Consider the following 19,098-nt stretch of genomic DNA (forward strand, 5'->3'; position numbering starts at 1 on the left):
TGAAAGTTATGCCTAAATTGACTTTAATTGCACTACTGGCCGCGGGCGCGCTCAACGCGATTTCCGCCCAGGCCGCAGAGGTAGTACAGCGCGGCGGTACACTGACCTACGGTCGCTTTGGCGACAGTATTTTCCTCGAACCCGTACTTAACGAAAGCAATAACGATATCTGGATCTTATCCAATCTCTACGACACGCTGCTGTTACCGACCAACGACGGCAAAGGCTTCAAGCCAGGCCTGGCAACGGCGTGGAAACTGTCTGAAGACGGTAAAAGCGTCACCTTGACCCTGCGCCCCAACACCAAATTCTCTGATGGCTCACCGATTACCGCTGAAGACGTTAAGTGGTCGCTTGAGCGTGCCTCCAAGCCGGGCAACGGCGTGTGGCAATTTCTGGTCAGCGCAATCGATAACGTTACGATAAGCGATCCGCATACTGTGGTTATCCATCTGTCGCATACCGATCCGGCGATCCTGACTGCGCTGACGGTGTTCAATACCGCTATCATGCCGGAGAAGCAGTTTGAGGCGGAACCGGGCGCGACCGACCACGACAAAGCGGCGGCATTCGCCGAACATCCGATTGGATCCGGCCCGTTTGTCTTAAAGTCGTGGCAGCATAATTCCACCATGACGCTGGTCCGCAACCCGTACTACTGGGCCAAGGGCGCGGACGGCAAGGCGCTGCCTTACCTCGACAGCATCAAGTTTGAAATCATCCCTGACGACGCCACCCGTATTCTGAAGCTACAGTCCGGCGAGCTGGACGGCGCAGAATTTATTCCTTATTCACGCGTTAAAGAGCTACAGGGCAACCCGGCGATAAATATGGCGCTGTTCCCCTCTACCCGCGTAGAAGTAGCGAGTGTGAATGCCCGTCCTGAAATCGACGGCAAGCCAAACCCGCTGGCGAACCCGAAGGTGCGTGAGGCGTTGAACTATGCCACCGACAAAGACGGTATTATCCAGCTGGTGACCTTCGGTCTCGGCAAGCCGATGACCTCGTTTATGTCGACCTCTACCCCGCTCAACTCAGGCACCAAACCTCTGTGGCCGGTCGACGTCGAGAAGGCGCAGGCATTGATGAAAGAGGCCGGTTATCCTGCTGGTTTCAGCACCAGCATGAATATTCTGGCGGGTAACGAAGACAGCCTGAGCATCGCCACCGGCCTGCAACAGATGTGGGCGCAGATTGGCGTCAAATTGACCATCAACCAGATGGACAACGCCACGCTGAACGCCAACTTCCGCAAGGGTAACTTCAGCACGCGTATTGGGCCGTGGACCGACGATATCGCCGATCCGAACGAGATTACGTCCTACTACGCCTACTCGAAGAACATTCAGGCGCTGCACTCCGGCTGGAAGAGCGACGAGCTAGACAAACTGTTCGAAGCCTCGCAGCAGGAAATCAATCCGGCCAAGCGCGCCGAAGAGTACAAGCAGATTCAGGATATCTACAACACCAGCGGTCCAACCATTCCGCTGTATGAGAGCTCCTACCCTGTCGCGCTCAAGAAAGACGTGCAGGGCTTCGTGCAGATCCCGCTGGGTAATAACATCTTCACCGAGACCTGGCTGAAGAAGTAACGGGTCTTTTTACACCGAGTAAAAACCTGATCCCTGGCGCTGTCATCCTTTGAATTACAGCGCCAGTGATGACGGGTTTGGGAGTGAGCCTTGACTGAGCTTTCGTATATCCTTAAACGCATCCTGCTGATTATTCCGACGCTGCTGGTGATTTTAGTGGTCACCTTCACTATCGTGCGCCTGCTGCCCGGCGATCCGGCCAGTGCGATGATAGGCGATCGTGCTACCGACGCCGACGTCACCCGCATCAACAAAGAGCTTGGACTCGACCAGCCTCTGCCGGTGCAGTTTGTCTATTTTGTGCGCCAAATTGCCAGCGGACATCTGGGTAACTCCTATGCGATGCATGCGCCGGTGACCTCGGTCATCGCCGAACGCTTACCGGTGACACTGCTGTTGACCGGTATGGCCGCCCTGTTCTCGGTAGTGATGGCTATCCCATTGGCCTTTGTCTCGGCGCTTAAGCGCAATACCGCCACCGATATCACCATACGCGGTGCGTCACAGGTCACGCTGTCGATGCCCTCTTTTTATATCGGGCTGGTGCTGCTGACCGTATTCGCCGCTCAATTACACTGGTTCCCGGTCGGCGGCTACGGCGACACCTGGGGACAAAGGGTTTATCACCTGTTTCTGCCCGCAATGACGCTGGCGGTCAGTATTACCTCGGTGCTGATAGGCAGCCTGAGAAACTCCATTATTGCGGTGCTCGACGCCGAATACATTACCTTCGCCCGCGCGAAAGGGTTAAGCACGCGCGTGGTGCTGATGCGCCACGTTCTGCGTAATTCTCTGATTCCGATGCTGAGCCTGTTTGCGCTCAATATTGGCACCACTATCGGCAGCGCGGTGATAACCGAAACCGTGTTTGCGGTGCCGGGCATCGCACGGCTGATGGTTGACAGCATCTTCAGCCGCGACTACCCGATGATTCAGGGATTGGTCATCGTACTGTCCGTACTGGTCTCGCTGATTTTCCTGCTCACCGACATCGTGCAGGTGATGATTGACCCGAGGAGAGCACGATGAGTGAGCTCATTGCCCAACGTTCCATCACCCGAAAATGGCGCAAACATCTGCCGTGGTCATCGGTTCTCGGCTGCGTCATTCTGGCGCTCAGCCTGCTGATGGCGTTTTTCCCACATCTGGTGGCCACGGCAAGTCCGCTGAAGTTTGACTATCGCGCCATCCTCAAAGGGCCAAGCCTGCAACATTTTTTTGGCACCGATAACTTTGGTCGCGACATCTTCTCGCGCGTGGTTTACGCCTATCAGATAGACCTGCAAATTGCCTTTTTCACCACGCTGTTCCCGATGGTGTTCGGCACTCTGGTTGGCCTGCTGGTGGGCTATTTCGGCGGCGTTGCCGAAATGTTATTCCAGAGGATTGTTGATGCGGTAGTCACCTTCCCGCTGCTGGTGCTGGTGATTGCCATCGTCGCTATCCTTGGCCCAGGCCTGAACAGCATGTATATCGCCGTCGGCATCATTTACTGGGTGTTTTACGCCAAGCTTATCGCCGGCGAAGTCAGCATTCAGAAACGGCTGGAGTACGTTGCGGCGGGCAAGGTCATGGGTTACAGCACGCCGAGGATTATCTTCCGCCACGTGCTGCCGAACGTCATTACCACCACGCTGGTGTATTGGATGACGGACATGGCGCTGGCCATTCTGCTCGGCTCGAGCCTCGGTTATCTCGGCCTCGGTGCGCAACCGCCAACGGCAGAATGGGGTGTGCTTATCGCCTCCGGCAAAAACTTTATGGATACCGCATGGTGGATAACTATCTTCCCCGGGATAGCCATCGTATTAACCGGATTGGGATTCAGCCTTTTTGGCGACCTGTTGTCAGACTGGCTGCGTCCTGGAAGCCGCTAAGCCTTGGATCGACAACTGATGACAAGCCGTTAGCAAAAATGAGAGCAAACTATGCCGAGCCAAACGCGCGAACAACACAGTGACACAACAAATTTGCTCGAGGTGAGCCAGCTCAACACCCAAATTCATACCTCTCGCGGCAGCCTGCGGGCAATTCAGGACGTCAGCTTTAGCCTCAAGCCGGGAGAAATACTCGGGTTAGTGGGTGAATCTGGCTCGGGAAAAAGCGTTACGCTGCGCTCGCTGCTGCGTCTGATGCCGTCGAGCGCCGAGATTTCTGGCTCCGTTAAATGGCAGGGCCGCGAGATCTCGACCATGAAACCGGCCGAACTGCGCAGTATTCGCGGTGGTGAAATTGCGATGATTTTTCAGGAGCCGATGATTGCGCTAAATCCGGTACTCACCGTGTGGCGGCAGGTAGAAGAAAGCCTGCGCGCGCATACCGATTTAAACCGCAAACAGCGACGCCAGCGCGCCATTGAGCTACTGAATCAGGTCGGGATCCCGGCCCCTGAACTGCGCCTCGACGACTATCCGCACCAGTTTTCAGGCGGGATGCGCCAGCGCGTGATGATAGCCATTGCGCTGGCGGGTAATCCGCGCCTTCTGCTGGCCGATGAGCCAACCACCGCGCTGGACGTGACGATTCAGGAACAAATCCTCAAGCTGCTGTTCAGCCTGCGCGAGCGGCTCGGTATGGGCATCATTTTCGTTACCCACGACCTCGGCGTAGTGGCCCAGCTGTGCGACCGTGTGGCGGTGATGTACGCCGGACGTATCGTCGAGACCGCGCCGGTGGCAGAGATTTTCAGTCAACCTCGCCATCCTTATACCCAGGGGCTGATAGCCTCCGTGCCGCAAAACGGCGGCGAGCGTAAACCGCTACAGTCGATTGAAGGCACCCCGCCGTCGTTGCTGAATCTGCCGCAAGGCTGTAGTTTTAGCCCGCGCTGTCGCTATAAAACCGACGTCTGTCTCCAGCAGGTTCCCCCGCTTGAGTCACTGAATTCAACGCATCAGGTGGCCTGTTATCATCACGCCAGCCTGAGCCCGTCTGCCTCATTAAAGCCGCTGCCGGAGGGCATATAAGATGAGCGAAATCACGGTAAACGGCACGGTGCCGATCGTTAGCGTTGAGGAAGCGATTGTTCACTTCCCGGTCGGCCAGTCGATTCTGGACAAAATTCAGGGGAAACCTCGCAGGTTTGTGCAGGCGCTAAACGGCGTACGGCTGGATCTGATGCCGGGGGAAACCCTCGGCGTGGTGGGCGAATCGGGATGCGGTAAATCGACGCTCGCCCGCGCAATGGTTGGCCTACTGCAAACCAATGAAGGCAAAATCTACTTCAACGGCAAAGATATTGCCGCCCTGCGCGGTAAAGCGCGGCGTAGTTTTAACCGCCAGGTGCAGATGATTTTTCAGGACCCGTACAGCTCGCTGAACCCGCGCATGACCGTTGGGCAGGTGCTGACCGAGGCGCTGTCGGTGCATAAGATGTGCGCCAAAAAAGACATTCCGGCACGCATCCGCGAGCTGATGGAGCTGGTGCGCTTGCCCGCCGACGCTATCGACAAACTCCCGCATGAGTTTTCCGGCGGTCAGCGTCAGCGCATTGGCATCAGCCGGGCGTTGGCGGTCGAGCCGAAGGTGTTGATTGCCGATGAGCTGGTTTCGGCGCTGGACGTCTCGGTGCAGGCACAGGTAGTGAATTTGCTGCTCGATCTTCAGCAGAAACTCAGCCTGACCGTGCTCTTTGTTGCCCATGATTTAAGGCTGGTGCGGCATATTTCGCATCGCGTGGCGGTGATGTATCTCGGCGAAGTGGTTGAAGTGGGGGATACCGAAACCCTGTTCAAGACGCCGCTGCATCCGTATACCCAAGCCTTGCTGCGCGCCGCGCCAAGCATGGATCCGACTGACCGCGGTAAAAATGTCAGCCTGACCGGCGAACTGCCAAGCCCGCTCTCGCCGCCTTCAGGCTGCCGATTCCACACCCGTTGCCCTTACGTGACCGACCGCTGTCGCACGGAAAGGCCTGTTCTGGCGTTAAAATCGGGCGGTCAGCGCGTCGCCTGTCATTTAGTGCCTTTTGAATCATAGAGAAACGAGAAAACCATGAACGAAAAAAATCCCCCACTTTCTCTGGCGCTGCACGGTGGCTGTGGCGTGATGGCCGAAGAGGACATGACCCCGCAGGAGTGGGAAGAGGCGCGTGACCATCTTAAACAGGCACTACGCGCTGGCTGGAAAATTCTGCAACGCGGCGGCAGTGCGCTGGATGCGGTGCAGGCCACGGTGCTGGTGATGGAAGATTCGGTTTATTTCAACGCAGGCTACGGTGCGGCATTGAACGCCGACGCAGAACACGAGCTGGATGCGGCCATCATGGACGGCGCAACGCTAGCGGCCGGTGCCGTCTGCGGGGCAAGGCATATCCGTAATCCGGTGCTGGCGGCACGCAGCCTGCTCGACGCCGGAGAAAGCGTATTGCTGAGCGGTGCGGGTGCCGACGCCTACGCTGAGCAGAAGGGCCTGGCCTGCGTCGATAGTGACTATTTCACCACCCCGCGTCGGGTTGAAGCCCTTGCAGCCATGCGCCGCCATCAGATAGCGGGGACTTACAAGGCGGCGAGAGAATCAGAGAAACACGGCACCGTGGGGGCGGTCGCGCTGGACGTGAACGGGCATCTGGCCGCCGCCACCTCGACGGGAGGTTACACCAACAAACCGGTGGGTCGCATCGGCGACAGCCCGCTGATTGGCTCCGGCACCTATGCGCGCGACAGCGTCTGCGCGATTTCTGGCACCGGTCAGGGGGAATATTTTATCCGTAACGTGATGGCCTACGACATCGCCGCACGCATGATTTACGCCGGTGAAAGTCTGCAAAGTGCCTCGGCGCATCTGGTGATGGGCGAGTTTCGGGATCTCGGGGTGGGCGCCGGGGTGATTGCCATCGACGCCAACGGCAAAGTCAGCGCACCTTACAACACGCTGGGCATGTTCCGCGCCTGGGTCACCGAGGAAGGTCGCGCCGTGGTCGCCAGTCATCATCAGCTTTATGAATTCACGCTGTGATTAAATTGAACAATAATTAACGTTGACCTCAGCTTTGCCATTGATATCTTAAGGTGTTGAATTTTTTCCTTCACCGAGGCAAAAAGAGAGCCAATATGCCCATTACTCCCCACTCCAAACCGGTCATCGGCGTTACGCTGGATAGCGAAGAGGCCGGAGGATATGCCGATTATCCGTGGTATGCGCTGCGTCAAAACTACATGACTAGCCTGGCGGAGCTCGGTGCTGTACCGCTGGCGTTACCGCATCACGGTGAGCTGGCGGATGAGTTTTTGACCCTGTGTGATGGCATTATTGTTACAGGCGGCGCCTTTGACGTGCCACCTGAGCTGTTTAACGAGCAGCAAAGCAGCTCTCAGGTTCGTCTCAAACCCGCCCGTACTGCGTTTGAAAGTGCCATAGTCAAAGGGGCGATGGTGCGCGACATGCCGTTGCTGGGCATCTGCGGCGGTGAACAGCTGCTTGCCGTTTTGACCGGTGGCACGCTAATCCAGCATATCCCCGATGCTCTGCCCGAGGCGCTTGAACACAGCACTACGGTTGATACCGAGAACGCCGGTGGCAAGAAACGTGCCCGCCATCCGATTGAAATCCTTGAAAACACGCGGCTCAGCAAGTTAGTCAGCGCTCGCAATTACGAGGTCAACAGCTCCCATCATCAGGCGGTAAAAACCCTCGGCGCAGGCTGTCGGGTTAACGCTGTGTCACCGGACGGTGTGATTGAAGGCATTGAATGCGAAGACTATTACTTCTGCATGGGCGTGCAGTGGCACCCTGAGTATTTACAGCATCAGCACGATCGGGAGTTGCTGAAGGCCTTCGTGGAAGCCGCAGACGACTATAAGAATGCACGCCGTTCATCCGGCAAGGCGATGGCGAAAATACTCAATCAGTCACGCGGAGAATAACCGGCCATGCCTGCGGTCGAAAATTTCCCTCAAATCAGGCAGTGGCTCGAAGAAATGGGCATCGACAGCGAAGTGATTGCTCACCGCACGCTGCCCTTTTTCAAAGAAGCCGAGCGCACGCTGCTGGTCACGGCAGAGACTAACGCCGAAGGAAAAGCCCTTCTTTTGCTGCCCGAGGCGGCAAATGCCTGGCGCAGGATGCACCAATGCGCCAAGACCGCTGGCATCGACCTGTATCTGGTCTCGGCCTGGCGCAGCGTTGAATATCAGATGTCATTGATCAAGAAAAAACAGCAGCTCGGCGTCCCGCCCGAAGAATTCTTTAGCTACCTTGCGCCGCCCGGCTGTAGCGAGCACCACACTGGCCGCGCCATTGATATCAACACGCCAGAATGTGATGAAGTCAGCGGGGTGTTTGGCGATACACCGGCCTTTGCCTGGTTACGCGAACACGCCCACCAGTTTGGCTTTGAAATGTCCTTCCCGCCTGATAATCCGTGGGGCTTTATCTATGAGCCTTGGCACTGGTGCTGGCACCCCGTTAACCCTGCCAATAAATCGGGTAAGTAAATACCAGCAGATGACACATATTGAGCGCGAAATGGCACAGCGTGCTGACCCACAGTCGGCCGCTCCACATCCATGCCAGCCCGTAAATCAGCCCCGCCATCGACGCAAACACCACCAACAGCAGTCCGCCGCCAATGTGTGCCAGCCCAAATATCAGGGCAGCGATAAACAGCGCCGGGAGATTTCCCAGCCATCCCGCCAGACGCTGCTGTAAATAGCCGCGAAACAGCACCTCTTCGGCAAACGAGACAAAAAACAGATTCGCCAGCATAAAGCTGCCCAGCCAGCTTGGAAAATGCAGTTCAATCTTCAGCGCACCCAGCAGCATCGCGACCATCAGCAGCACAGGCATGCTGAGGATCAGCAGTAGCCACTGCCAGCATTTGGGATGATAATCAGAGCGGGTAAACAAAAGCGTAGGCAGTGCCGCAAGCAGCACAAACGGCATCAGCGCCTTGTCGAAATTAAAGTACAGGGTGAACGGCGCACTGTGAGTCCCAGCCTGCACGTCATCAAGTATCCTGGGATTATAAAACCCGGGAATCTGGTGTACCAACAGCGCCAGCGCAGCGATAACCAGCAGGATTTCACCTCCGGCAGTCAGGACACGCGAACGCCCCGTCGCATGCATCTTTACGCGCGCAATCAGTAATATGATGCCGAGGGCAACCACGCCACGCAGATCGACAACGCCCTCAAGGCAGGCCCATCCCAGTGCAATGGTCCCTAACAGCAGCGCCAGCCTGCGCTGAAAAGGTAAGGCGGCCAACGAGCCTGCCAGTATGCACCACATCATGTCCTTCTCCCTGAATGTTGCAGCGATTCTGCGGGAGCCAGTATAGGGGAAATTTAATACAGGACCTTGTACTAAACGACAATCGAATCAATAATCTTTGGATTCGTAACTGATTAAAATAATTAAACATTATGGAGCGCAGGATGGAATTGAATATCGGCAGTACGCCGCTCTACCTCAAAATATTAACGCCTGAGGATACCCGCCGGGTTGAGGACTATTTTTCACAAAACCTCGCCCATCTCGCCCGCTGGGAACCCGTCAGGCCCGACGGTTTTTACTCGCGCGCCCAGATACAGCAGCGTTTAGCCAACGGCCAGAGCGAGGCCGCACTGGGCAGTAGCTATCAGTTTGGCATTTTCAGCCGTGAGAATGGCGACATGCTGGGGGCCTGCAATTTTACCGGCATCGCGCGCGGCGCATTTCAGGCCTGTCATTTGGGCTATTCGCTGGCTGAAAACCAACAGGGGCAAGGGATTATGACCCAGGCTCTGAGTCGGAGTATTCAATTCATCTTCCAGGACGTTGGGCTACATCGTGTGATGGCGGCGTACATCCCCGGCAATGAAAAAAGCGCCCGAGTGCTCGAGCGCCTGGGTTTCGAGAAAGAAGGCTACGCAAAATCCTACTTAAAAATTGCCGGTCATTGGCAGGATCACATCCTGACCGCCCTGGTGAATCCCCACGCATAAAATTAGCGTTTTTTAGCCGGTGGCAGCGCCGCAAGAATACGTTGTGCCTGCTCGGCGGTCAGCGAGTAGCCAAAGAATCGACGGTAGAAATCCTGCGTCGCCGACACAATATTGAGATCGGGGAACAGCTCAGGATGCAGCTTCTGCGCCGCCCACTGGATCTGCAAAGCCGCCTCGGTGCCGTATCTGTCCCACGGGAAAACGCCCGCCGGATTCTGCCACACCTTGTGCTGCTGCACTGCGGGCAGCGACTGGAACAGCTGCGCGTAATCAGAATGCGCCAACGTCCCTGCCCCTGCGCCGATGATGATGACGTCCGGTTTCCAGACCAGCACCTGCTCCGGTGACACCTCTTTCATGTTGCCTTTCACTTCACCGGCGGCGTTTGTGCCTCCCGCCAGGCGGATCCAGGTATCAATCAGCGTACCGCTACCGTCGACCTTCAACGGATGCAGCGAAACGATATGCAAAACCTTCGGCCTTTGAGCGGCGGTCAGTTTGCGGGTTTTAGCCTGGATCTCGGCGATGTGCTGGTCCAGATACTGATTGTAAAGCACCGCCCGCTGCTCTGCCTCTGGCGTGCCAAGCACCTCTGCGGTGGTCAGGAGCGAATGCTTCATTGAGGAGAAGTCATCGAACGCCATCTCCAGCGTAGGAAGCTGCGCCTGACGATAACCACTGACGTCGGCATTGCCTTTGGCGGTAAACACCACGTCGGTTTTATCCACCAGCAGCGTTTCGCTGTTAAATGTCACGCCGCGTACGCTCAATGCTTTATTGAGCGACGGCTGGATAAGAAACATCCAAGGATGATCCTGCGGATGATTGACGGTGGCGATTATCTTGTCGCCAGCCCCCAAGGTCATCAGCAGCGAATGATGGGCATACCAGGCGTCGGCGATACGTTCGACGTGGTTGGGCACCTGCACGCGCGTGCCCGCATCGTCCACCACCTGCCGCTCGGCCTGCGCGGCGTGAAACGGGGTCATCATCAGCGTGGCGGCCAGCAACCACGCCCGATTTTTAAATAAGTCTCTGCTCATCACGTTATCCGTTATCAAAAATCAACCTGCATAGAGAGCTGTGCCATGCGCGGATCGCCGAGCGAGGCGCTGGCGTAACCCGAACCGGTATAACCATTCAGACCGCCCGGCACGATGTTGGTCCAGTAGTGACGGTTGGTCAGGTTGGTGACGTCCAGTCGGAAAGTGGTGGCTGTTCCGAACAAATCAGTACGGTAGCTGCCGCCCAAGTCAAAGGTAGCGTAGCTGCCGACCCAGGTGCTGTTGGCATTATCGGTAGCGCGACGGCCAACGTAGTGCGCGGCGGCGTTCACTGACATACCGCGCACATAAGGCAGGTCATAGACCACCAGCAGATCGCTGGTCACGCGCGGCAGGCCGACGACCTGTTTGTCTTCGGTACTGTCGCTGCCGGTGTCGCGCAGACGTGGGTCAAGCCAGGTCACCCCGCCAAAAATATGCAGGTCAGGACGCAGGTCGCCGTCGGCCAACAGCTCGAGGCCTCGGTTACGCTGGGTGCCGTCAACCGCATAATCACCGTCGGTTAGGGTGTAAGCGTAAGGGCGTTCAATCTGGAACAGCGCCGCCGTCAGCAGCGTTTTGCCCAGGGTCAGCTTGCTGCCCACTTCGACCTGCTTGCTGCGATAAGGTGCGAGTATCGACCCGGCATTGTTGCTGCCCGACGGCGCCACGTCGCCTTGCTGGAGGCTGTCGGCATAGGTGGTGTAGAGCGTCAGGTTGTCGACCGGCTTGTACATCAGGCTCGCCGAGCCGCTGAACCCCCTGTTGTCGGACGCGCTGGTGCGGCTGCCGGTTTTGGCATAGTTGCTTGAGGTCAGAAAGCTTTCACTGCCCGCAAGCAATAGACTCCACTTGGGACTAAAGGTCAGCGTATCGCCCATCAGGAACGACTGCTGCGTGCTGCTGGCCGAATGGTAGCGGTCGGTAAAGTCAGGATAATCCGGCTCGTTGAACGACAGCGGGTTATCGAGATTGGCTGAACCCAGCGTGGTGGTCGCACCGCCGACCGGATTATAGTTTTTCCATACGAAACCGCGCATGCCCAGCGACAGATCATGAGATACCCAGCCGGTATCGACGCGGCCAGAGAGGTTAGCCATATAGCTGTTAATCACGAAACGGCTGGCGGTCGCACTGGCGACCGTTGAGGTATAAGCCCCAGCATTGTTGGTCAGCGTGTTGGTAACAGCCGTCGACTCACGGTCGGCAACCTGGTGGAGGAAGCCAAACTCCCCCAGCCAGTTACCGTCGAAGTCATACTTTAAATGCACGCTTTCGGTGGTGGTCTTGTCGTCATCACCGGCGTAGTACTGCCCATATCGACCGTCGGTAGGGTTCAGCGCGCTTGGGAACGAGGTGCCTTTTGCCAGCGCAAATTTACCCGGCAGCCCCTTCTGGTAGAAGTGGTAATAGCTAAAGTGGGTCTGCATGGTCAGCTTGTCGGTCAGCTGGAAATCCAGCCCCAGACTCGCCAACTGTCTGCGACGCGTGCTGCCGCTGGCATAGCCGCGCCCCTCGTCGTCGAGCAGATTAAGGCGATACTTCACGCGGTCTTCGCTGTCGAGAGGGCCGCTGAGATCGGTGGCCAGCTGTGTGCCCGTGCCCGTCCCGCCGCCGACGGTGATGCTGCGCTGCGGCGCGTCGGTCGGACGCTTGGAAACAAAGTTGAAGATACCCGCCGGATTAGCCGGACCGTAAAGCGCGCCCGCCAATCCGTTTAGCACTTCAATCTGCGAAAACTGTTCGGCCGGATAATCGGTGGTCGAAACCACGTTCAGGCCGTCGATCATCGAGTTTTGTACCACGCTGCCCTGCATGCCGCGCGACTGCGGACGCGCACCGTCACCCTGCACGGAAGGCAGATAACGATACAGGTCGGTCACGCTTTGCAGTTGCTGACGTTTGATGAGCGACTGAGGCAGCACCTCAACGGAATAAGGGGTGTCGGCGATGGCGCGTTTTCCGAGGCTGCCCATCGTAGCCTGCTTGTCGGGTGAGGCAGGTTCAGACTGGGTGGTGGCCTGGGGAGAGGTGCCTTTGACCACAATAGTGTCATCGGCACGAGCCTGAGACGAGAGAATTAATAAAGACGCGGCGCAAGTGAATATACTTTTATTTAACATTTATATTTTTCAGGCAAATAGTTCCCCACCGCAATTAATATGTTGCAGTTATGTTGCCATTACTTATCAATAAAAAGCAGTCAGAAAATTGGCAATCAAAAACGGGGATAAATTAAACAGAAAAATAATGCTATCATCGATATATATCTGTGTATATAACGAAAAACTTATCATTTACTGACATTTTTTTATTAATATCCAGGTAATTAATTTAGGTTATTAACTATCTAAAAGCCCGGTGGGATTCATTATTCGTTTAGCGTAATAGCTTCTATCCGCCGCCTGCCGGGTATTAAAGAAATGCAGACCACGCTGGTGCTGCGTGAGGTCAACCCCCTCACGCCGCTTCCAGGACCTCGGCAATGCAGGCAGAGGTTTTAAATTCAGTGAAGCCCAGCTCGGGACCTAATATAAGTAATGATAGTGCTCAAGCATGTTAGACATGACGCCTTCACCAGATAAAACTTTAAGAAATCACACGCATAATAATCATGGCAATAATGGAGTTCAGGATGCTGGTGACCATCAGCAGCGGCCAGTACTTCTTCGGCACATCAGCTACCCCGAGCAAGCGTCCCATGTACTGAAGCTGTGCGCCCATCAGGAAAATGGCCGGCGCCAGTATGGTGACCTGCGCCGGGTCAAGCGTTCCCTTAGTCAGCAGGCTTATCGCTACCCCGGTGCCAGCAGATGAAGAGAGCCAGGCGGTCAGCAGTACCGTTACCGCTTCGCCCGGCAGCCCCAGCAGGCCCATTAATGGTGCAAACGCGTGGCCGAGAAAATTCATCACACCGAGCAGGTTGAGAATCTCGGAAATAACGTAAGCCATGACGACGTTGGGCATCAGGTTGTTGATAGCAATATTAAAACCCTTGCGTGCGCCGACCACGAAAATATCGAACGGGTTATTTGAAACCTTGGCAACATTACTCATTATCGAAATCTCTTTTATAAACTGTGTTCAGTGCAAAGCGGACAAACACCGCGCCAACAAACTTCATAACAAACATCACCAAAAGCGGAATAATCACCGGAAGGGTTAATGAGGCGAACATCGCGGAACCAATCGAAAAATAGTTATTAATCAGCCCCGCACCGGAATATTGCCACGCCCCCATAATCACGACGTCTTTTTTGCTAATGCGTTTACTGTCGTAAAGCTCTTTACTCAGCGCAGCGCCCGCGTCGGTACTTTGCAGGTCGGTAATCAGCGCCAGTCCGGTATGCCCCGGGATCCCCAGAATCGGCTTGAGCAGCGGCGTTAACAGCTTATGTGCGGCGCGAATCGCCCCATAGTGGGTGAAAATTTCCAGCAGGCCGAGCGCCAGCATGACCGTCGGCACCAGCGACAGCGCAAACAGGAAGCCCGCCTTGGCGCTAATGCCCCCCGCACCGACGAAGGTGTCGGTAGCCGGATTTTTCATGGTGCCAAATGCGCCGCCCAGGGTGGTAAAGTCAAACGCGCCCAGCCACGCCATGCCGTCTACTTTAAGAAAAGCACCGGAGAACATCAGAATAACGGCGATCAGCGCAATATACGCGCCCTTACCGACTTTCCACTCTTCTGCCTGGTCGGCAGGTTTATCTTCGGATATTCGAACATCACTCATTGTATTTCCCCTTTCACTGTCATTTCAAAATATCGGACTCGGAAAATTAATTAGCAGGATGGGTGAATAATAAATCCCGATATAATTTACACTTAACCGTTGCGTTTGATTTTCACCTGAAAGAGTTAAGGCAGGATCCGTGCCAATATTAATAAAAGAGGCTAAATAATATAAATTACTATCGGTGAGCGACTTAAGGTAAATAGGCTATAAAAAACCGAGGGAATAATGAAATTTATCGCAGCAGAAAAACCACCCTTATTTTTATAAGGATGGTATTAATAACCTGACTCTATACCCTGACGCGCCAACGACCGATTGCACTCATTCGGAAGACCGTGCACCAAAATAGCGCCCCGTTTTGGCGGGCATATTGTCTGGCGCTACCCGGCTATTTTCTCGCCAAGAATAATTTCAGCCAACAGCGCGGTACGCAGGGGAATATCGTCGATAATAATGTGTTCGTGGCGAGCATGGATCCCCTGCCCAGTGGCACCCAGCCCGTCGAGAGTGGCAATGCCCAGCGCCGAGGTAAAATTACCGTCGCTGCCGCCGCCCACCGATTTCCCCTCAAGCCTGACACCAAGGCGTTTTGCCGCCTGTTGTGCCTGATGGAACAGCGCCAGATTCTGCGGCGTTGGCTCCATTGGCGGACGCGACATGCCGCCGCTCACGGTCACTTCGGCACCGGCCAAATGCGGTTTGCAGGCCTTGATGGCAGCCTCAACGCGCGCCGCTTCGCCGGTGTTGGTCACGCGCAGGTCAACGCCGAGCACGGCTTCGTCGGCAACCACATTGATTTTACTGCCGCCTTTAGCCACCCCCACGTTGACCGTGGTGCCCGCCTCGGGCGCATTCAAGCCGTGGAGATAAAGGATTTGATGCGCCATCTCCTGCACCGCACTGATCCCCTCTTCGGGATTATTTCCGGCATGCGCGGCGCGGCCGGTAATACGAACCTCAAAACGCCCGGACCCTTTGCGGCCAATCTTCGCCTCATGGGTATTGACCACGGCGGGTTCGGCAACCAGCACGCGTGATGACCCGATGGCCGATTGTTCAATCCAGCGCCGAGAACTCGGGCTACCTAGCTCTTCGTCAGACGGACAGATAAATCGAATACTGTGCTGCGCCAAACCGCCGTTATGCATCAGTGCACGCACCGCCCAGATTGACTGAATCAGGCCCGCTTTCATATCCAGCACGCCAGGGCCGAACAGCTTGCCGTCTTTTTCGAGCATCGGGATTTCATCAATGTCCCATACGGTATCGAAATGCCCAAGAATGCTGGTAACCTGCGGGCCATCGCCCACGCAGAACAGCAAATGGTCGCCCAGCGTCTGCTGCTGGCAAACCTGCGCCGTTACTCCAAGTCTTTCAAAAACAATGCGCTGCAACGTTTCGCCACAGAGGTCGGTGGCCTCTTTATTCAACGAAGGCGACTGCGCCTGAACAAGGCGTTTGATGTCGTCGAAGATAAGCGTCGCGTTCTGCTGTAGATAATCGTAAGCGGTTTGCATAAGGGTTCCTGGTGTTGGAGGTCTGTTTACGCGCTTTTTTTGATTATCACCAACCACTCTGCTGATATAAATATCGTTTCAATGCAGATATTGTTGACCTGTAGGCAACAATGGGCGTGCAAGAGAGGGGACGAGATGTTTCACGAAAAACAGATTAGCTATCTGTACGAGGTCGGCATTCAGGGCGGGATCCGTCGTGCTGCGGATATTCTGGGGGTCAATGCCTCGGTGATCAGTCGACAGATTTCACTGCTCGAACGTACCCTGCAACTGCCGCTGCTCGAACGCAAAGGCCGCACGGTGGTGCTGACCGAAGCCGGTAAACTGCTGGCGGACGACTTCTTCGAAAGCCGCGAGCGGCGGACTAAACTCGAACGTCATCTAAAAGATCTGCGCTATATGAAAGGCGGGGCGATTACCCTGCGCGTCGGCGCTGGGCTGGTCGATACCTTCGTCGAATACGTGCTGAAAAAATTTGCCGCCTCTTATCCCAACGTCTTCGTTGAGATTGTCGCCGGGAATATGCAGGATACGCTGGCGGCTATCGTTCAGGGCGAGGCCGATATGGCGCTGGCGTTTGGTCCGATAGGTAACCCAGAGTTGAAGCGCCACAGCTTCCCGTGGGGACCCATCTGCGCCGTCGTGAATCCGCAGCATCCGATTGCCAAACTGGGGAAAGTGACGATTGAGGAACTCAGCAAGCATCGGCTTATTTCACTCAGCGAGACCTTTGGTTTGCAGCGCCATATGAACGCGATGTTCCAGAGCCAGGGCTACCTGTTCACCCCGGCGTATCGCTGCAACCTGTTCTCGACCGCCATGAGTCTGAGTATTTCAGGGATGGGGATCTCTTTCATGACTGCGCAGGCGGCGGGTGAGCGTATTGAGCACAATATTCTGGTCGCGGTACCGATTGACCATCCTATTGCCACCGAAGCCCAGTGCCATCTGCTGCGCAACTCTGACCGGCGTTTCAGCCCCGCGGCTCATCATATGTGGCAACTGTTGTTGAACTTCTTTCAGCAAAAGGGGGAGTAAATCTCCCCCCGCTCTGTTAATGGAACGCGCTCATCAGCTTGCCAAGGATGATGCCGACGACGCCGAAGTCGGCATCTCCGAAGGTGGTCGAATTAGACAGACCGCCAAGCACCGACAGCAGAATCGCTGGCAGGAAGGAGATAATCAGACCGTTGACGAACGCACCGATAATCGCGCCGCGACGTCCGCCGGTGGCATTGCCGTAAACGCCCGCCGTCGCACCGCAGAAGAAGTGCGGCACCAGGCCTGGAACGATAATCACCAGCCCAAGCATCGGGAAGAAGAACATACAGATCAGGCCTGCGCAGAAACTGCTCAGGAAGCCGATAATGACGGCGTTAGGGGCAAACGGGAATACCGTCGGGCAGTCCAGCGCCGGCTTGGCGTCTTTCACGACTTTATCGGCAATCCCCTTGAACGCAGGAACAATTTCGGCAATGACCATTCGCACACCGGCCAGAATGATATACACGCCTGCCGCAAAGGTAATGGCCTGAATAATTGCGAAGATAATATAGTTCTGCCCACCGCTTACCTGTGTCTCGGTAAACTCTTTACCGGCAATCAGCACCAGCACGATAAACAGAATGGTCATGGTCAGCGCGATGGCAATCGACGAGTCATGCAGAAACTTGAGGTGTTTCGGTACCTTGAACTCTTCGGTAGAACGGCTGCCTTTGCCGATCAGCTTCCCTACCAGCGCGGCACACAGATAGCCGGTTGAGCCAAAATGCCCCAGCGCGAAATCATCGCTGCCGGTGATTTTACGGGTGAAGGGTTGCAGGATAGCCGGTGAAATCACCATCAGCGCGCCGAGAATTAACGCGCCGGTCAATACCAGCGGGAATCCACTCAAGCCTCCAGTGGCGAGAATGACCGCCAGCATGGCCGCCATGTAGAGCGTATGGTGGCCGGTCAGGAAGATATATTTCAGCGGCGTAATACGCGCAAAGACGATATTGAACAGCATGCCCAAGATCATGATCATTGCCGTTGAGGTACCGAAGTTCTTTTGCGCGATAGCAGAAACCACGTCGTTATTTGGCACCACGCCCTGAATATTAAAGGAGTGAACGAACAGTTCGCTAAAGCTGGTTAAGGTCGTGGCAATCACGCCCGCACCGGCAATCAGAATCAAGAACCCCATGATCGTTTTCAGGGTACCGGAAATCGTATCGGAGAAAGATTTCTTCTGTAATAGCAGGCCGATTAATGAAAACAGGCCGACGAGAATAGCGGGAGTCCCTAGTACATCATTAATAATAAACGTGAGCATAAACTACTCCAGATAATCGGAATATGTTCCTCCGCGCTTTCAGGCGCACAAACGCACTGGCCGCCGAATGGCAGCCTGAAAGAGAGAGGCTTATCGTTATAAATCGTTATAGGTTATTGGCGAGAATTTCTTTAATTTTTGCATTATCCAGCAGGTTATTTAACCCAAAGACCTTGCGGTTACCGTCGTCAAGATTGGCAATAATTTCGCTGGAGCCAATATAAATATCTGCCGCCTCTGACTTGGCCGAACTCAGGTCGGTGTGGCTGACTTCCGCCTCTTTACCCAGCTCTTTAATGATTTTTTTAACGTTCATTTCGACAATAAAGCTGCTGCCTAAACCGTTACCACAGACAATGAGGATCTTTTTCATATCACACCTTCGATTAGTATTTTTGGATAAGAGCATTCAGCGCCGGATAGGTATCGGCCTTGATCAACGCCTGGAAGTCGTCTTCATCACTAAACAACTCAGCCAGATGTGAAATCATCTCGAGGTGCTCCTCGCCGTTCATGGCGCAAAGCATCACAATCACGTAAACCGGGTCATTTTCCTGGGCATCAAAGTTCACGCCCTGCTTGACGTAAAGCAGTGAAAGGCCAGGAGTTATCACGCCCTCTTCCGGGCGCGCATGCGGCATCGCCAGACCTGGGGCAATCACGTAATACGGGCCCAACTGCTGGTGGGAGGCAAAAATCGCGTCGACGTAGTCAGGTGAAATCGCGCCGGCGCTAAGCAACGGGGCTGCGGAGAGGCGAATCGCCGCACGCCAGTCCTCGACTCGCTCCACGATGTTTATTCTGTCTGACGTTAACCACTTGGCGAGCATGAGAACCTCGATGAAATAATGTTTTCAGGAGTATAGGGGAAGCGATGCGCTATTTTCTGTGATGAAAATCGCAAAACTTGTTAGCGCTAACACGTAGACTGATAACATCATGTTAACGCTAACAATTCTAGGGGCTATCGACTA

The 19,098-nt window shown here is 55.3% G+C and carries 19 protein-coding genes; 10 read left to right on the forward strand and 9 right to left on the reverse strand.

The features are described 5' to 3' along the window. The first annotated feature begins 8 nt into the window (after positions 1-8). The 8 genes from BS640_RS11825 to BS640_RS11860 all read left to right on the forward strand — a co-directional run bounded on the left by BS640_RS11825 (position 9) and on the right by BS640_RS11860 (position 8,026). Entirely contained in the window at positions 9-1,592 is a 1,584-nt protein-coding gene (locus BS640_RS11825) for an ABC transporter substrate-binding protein (protein ID WP_225741529.1), read from the forward strand. Positions 1,593-1,682: 90 nt separating this feature from the next. After that, positions 1,683-2,621: an ABC transporter permease gene (locus BS640_RS11830; protein ID WP_017492005.1), complete on the forward strand. Its 939-nt coding sequence runs from the start codon at positions 1,683-1,685 to the stop codon at positions 2,619-2,621. Next, on the forward strand, positions 2,618-3,469 hold the full coding sequence (locus BS640_RS11835) for an ABC transporter permease (RefSeq protein ID WP_017492004.1): 852 nt from the start codon (positions 2,618-2,620) through the stop codon (positions 3,467-3,469). Before BS640_RS11830 ends, BS640_RS11835 begins: the two co-directional genes overlap by 4 nt. Positions 3,470-3,520: 51 nt before the next feature. Further along, on the forward strand, positions 3,521-4,558 hold the full coding sequence (locus BS640_RS11840; RefSeq protein WP_084912627.1) for an ABC transporter ATP-binding protein: 1,038 nt from the start codon (positions 3,521-3,523) through the stop codon (positions 4,556-4,558). A gap of 1 nt (position 4,559) precedes the next feature. Beyond that, entirely contained in the window at positions 4,560-5,570 is a 1,011-nt protein-coding gene (locus BS640_RS11845) for an ABC transporter ATP-binding protein (protein ID WP_017492074.1), read from the forward strand. Positions 5,571-5,585: 15 nt separating this feature from the next. After that, a complete protein-coding gene (locus BS640_RS11850; RefSeq protein ID WP_017492075.1) occupies positions 5,586-6,548 on the forward strand; it encodes an isoaspartyl peptidase/L-asparaginase family protein in 963 nt (320 codons plus the stop codon). 95 nt (positions 6,549-6,643) lie between these two features. Beyond that, entirely contained in the window at positions 6,644-7,456 is an 813-nt protein-coding gene (locus BS640_RS11855; protein WP_017492076.1) for a gamma-glutamyl-gamma-aminobutyrate hydrolase family protein, read from the forward strand. Between the two features lie 6 nt (positions 7,457-7,462). Then, positions 7,463-8,026: a M15 family metallopeptidase gene (locus BS640_RS11860; protein WP_084912628.1), complete on the forward strand. Its 564-nt coding sequence runs from the start codon at positions 7,463-7,465 to the stop codon at positions 8,024-8,026. On the opposite strand, the gene BS640_RS11865 is transcribed toward BS640_RS11860, so the two are convergent. Then, positions 7,998-8,819, reverse strand: a complete 822-nt coding sequence (locus BS640_RS11865) for a CPBP family intramembrane glutamic endopeptidase (protein WP_084912636.1) — start codon at positions 8,817-8,819, stop codon at positions 7,998-8,000. The two genes, BS640_RS11860 and BS640_RS11865, sit on opposite strands and share 29 nt — an antisense overlap. A gap of 146 nt (positions 8,820-8,965) precedes the next feature. Between BS640_RS11865 and BS640_RS11870 the strand changes: the two genes are divergently transcribed. Beyond that, entirely contained in the window at positions 8,966-9,514 is a 549-nt protein-coding gene (locus tag BS640_RS11870) for a GNAT family N-acetyltransferase (protein WP_017492079.1), read from the forward strand. A 2-nt stretch (positions 9,515-9,516) separates the two neighbouring features. Here BS640_RS11870 and BS640_RS11875 read toward each other — a convergent pair whose 3' ends face one another. From BS640_RS11875 to BS640_RS11895, 5 genes are all read right to left on the reverse strand, one after another. Beyond that, entirely contained in the window at positions 9,517-10,557 is a 1,041-nt protein-coding gene (locus BS640_RS11875; protein WP_017492080.1) for an ABC transporter substrate-binding protein, read from the reverse strand. Between the two features lie 14 nt (positions 10,558-10,571). Further along, positions 10,572-12,680 (reverse strand): TonB-dependent receptor, encoded by a 2,109-nt coding sequence (locus BS640_RS11880; protein WP_084912629.1) that lies wholly within the window; start codon positions 12,678-12,680, stop codon positions 10,572-10,574. 466 nt (positions 12,681-13,146) lie between these two features. Next, on the reverse strand, positions 13,147-13,614 hold the full coding sequence (locus tag BS640_RS11885; protein ID WP_017492082.1) for a YjiG family protein: 468 nt from the start codon (positions 13,612-13,614) through the stop codon (positions 13,147-13,149). After that, positions 13,607-14,290 (reverse strand): nucleoside recognition domain-containing protein, encoded by a 684-nt coding sequence (locus tag BS640_RS11890; protein ID WP_017492083.1) that lies wholly within the window; start codon positions 14,288-14,290, stop codon positions 13,607-13,609. The genes BS640_RS11885 and BS640_RS11890 overlap by 8 nt, the downstream gene beginning before the upstream one ends. A gap of 383 nt (positions 14,291-14,673) precedes the next feature. Further along, positions 14,674-15,810 carry a M20 family metallopeptidase gene (locus tag BS640_RS11895; protein ID WP_084912630.1) on the reverse strand — a complete coding sequence of 379 codons (1,137 nt, stop codon included), beginning with the start codon at positions 15,808-15,810 and terminating at the stop codon, positions 14,674-14,676. A gap of 135 nt (positions 15,811-15,945) precedes the next feature. On the opposite strand from BS640_RS11895, the gene BS640_RS11900 reads away from it, so the two are divergent. Beyond that, positions 15,946-16,848, forward strand: coding sequence for a LysR family transcriptional regulator (locus BS640_RS11900; protein ID WP_017492085.1), 903 nt, complete (start codon positions 15,946-15,948; stop codon positions 16,846-16,848). Between the two features lie 16 nt (positions 16,849-16,864). On the opposite strand, the gene BS640_RS11905 is transcribed toward BS640_RS11900, so the two are convergent. The 3 genes from BS640_RS11905 to BS640_RS11915 form a co-directional block, all read right to left on the reverse strand. Next, positions 16,865-18,124: a PTS ascorbate transporter subunit IIC gene (locus BS640_RS11905; RefSeq protein ID WP_017492086.1), complete on the reverse strand. Its 1,260-nt coding sequence runs from the start codon at positions 18,122-18,124 to the stop codon at positions 16,865-16,867. A 106-nt stretch (positions 18,125-18,230) separates the two neighbouring features. Further along, entirely contained in the window at positions 18,231-18,497 is a 267-nt protein-coding gene (locus tag BS640_RS11910) for a PTS sugar transporter subunit IIB (protein WP_017492087.1), read from the reverse strand. A 13-nt stretch (positions 18,498-18,510) separates the two neighbouring features. After that, the gene (locus BS640_RS11915; protein ID WP_084912631.1) at positions 18,511-18,954 is read right to left on the reverse strand and encodes a PTS sugar transporter subunit IIA; all 444 of its coding nucleotides are present in this window, start codon (positions 18,952-18,954) and stop codon (positions 18,511-18,513) included. Positions 18,955-19,098: the final 144 nt, after the last annotated feature.

It is taken from the genome of Rouxiella badensis, assembly GCF_002093665.1.
Taxonomy (GTDB): Bacteria; Pseudomonadota; Gammaproteobacteria; order Enterobacterales; family Enterobacteriaceae; genus Rouxiella; species Rouxiella badensis.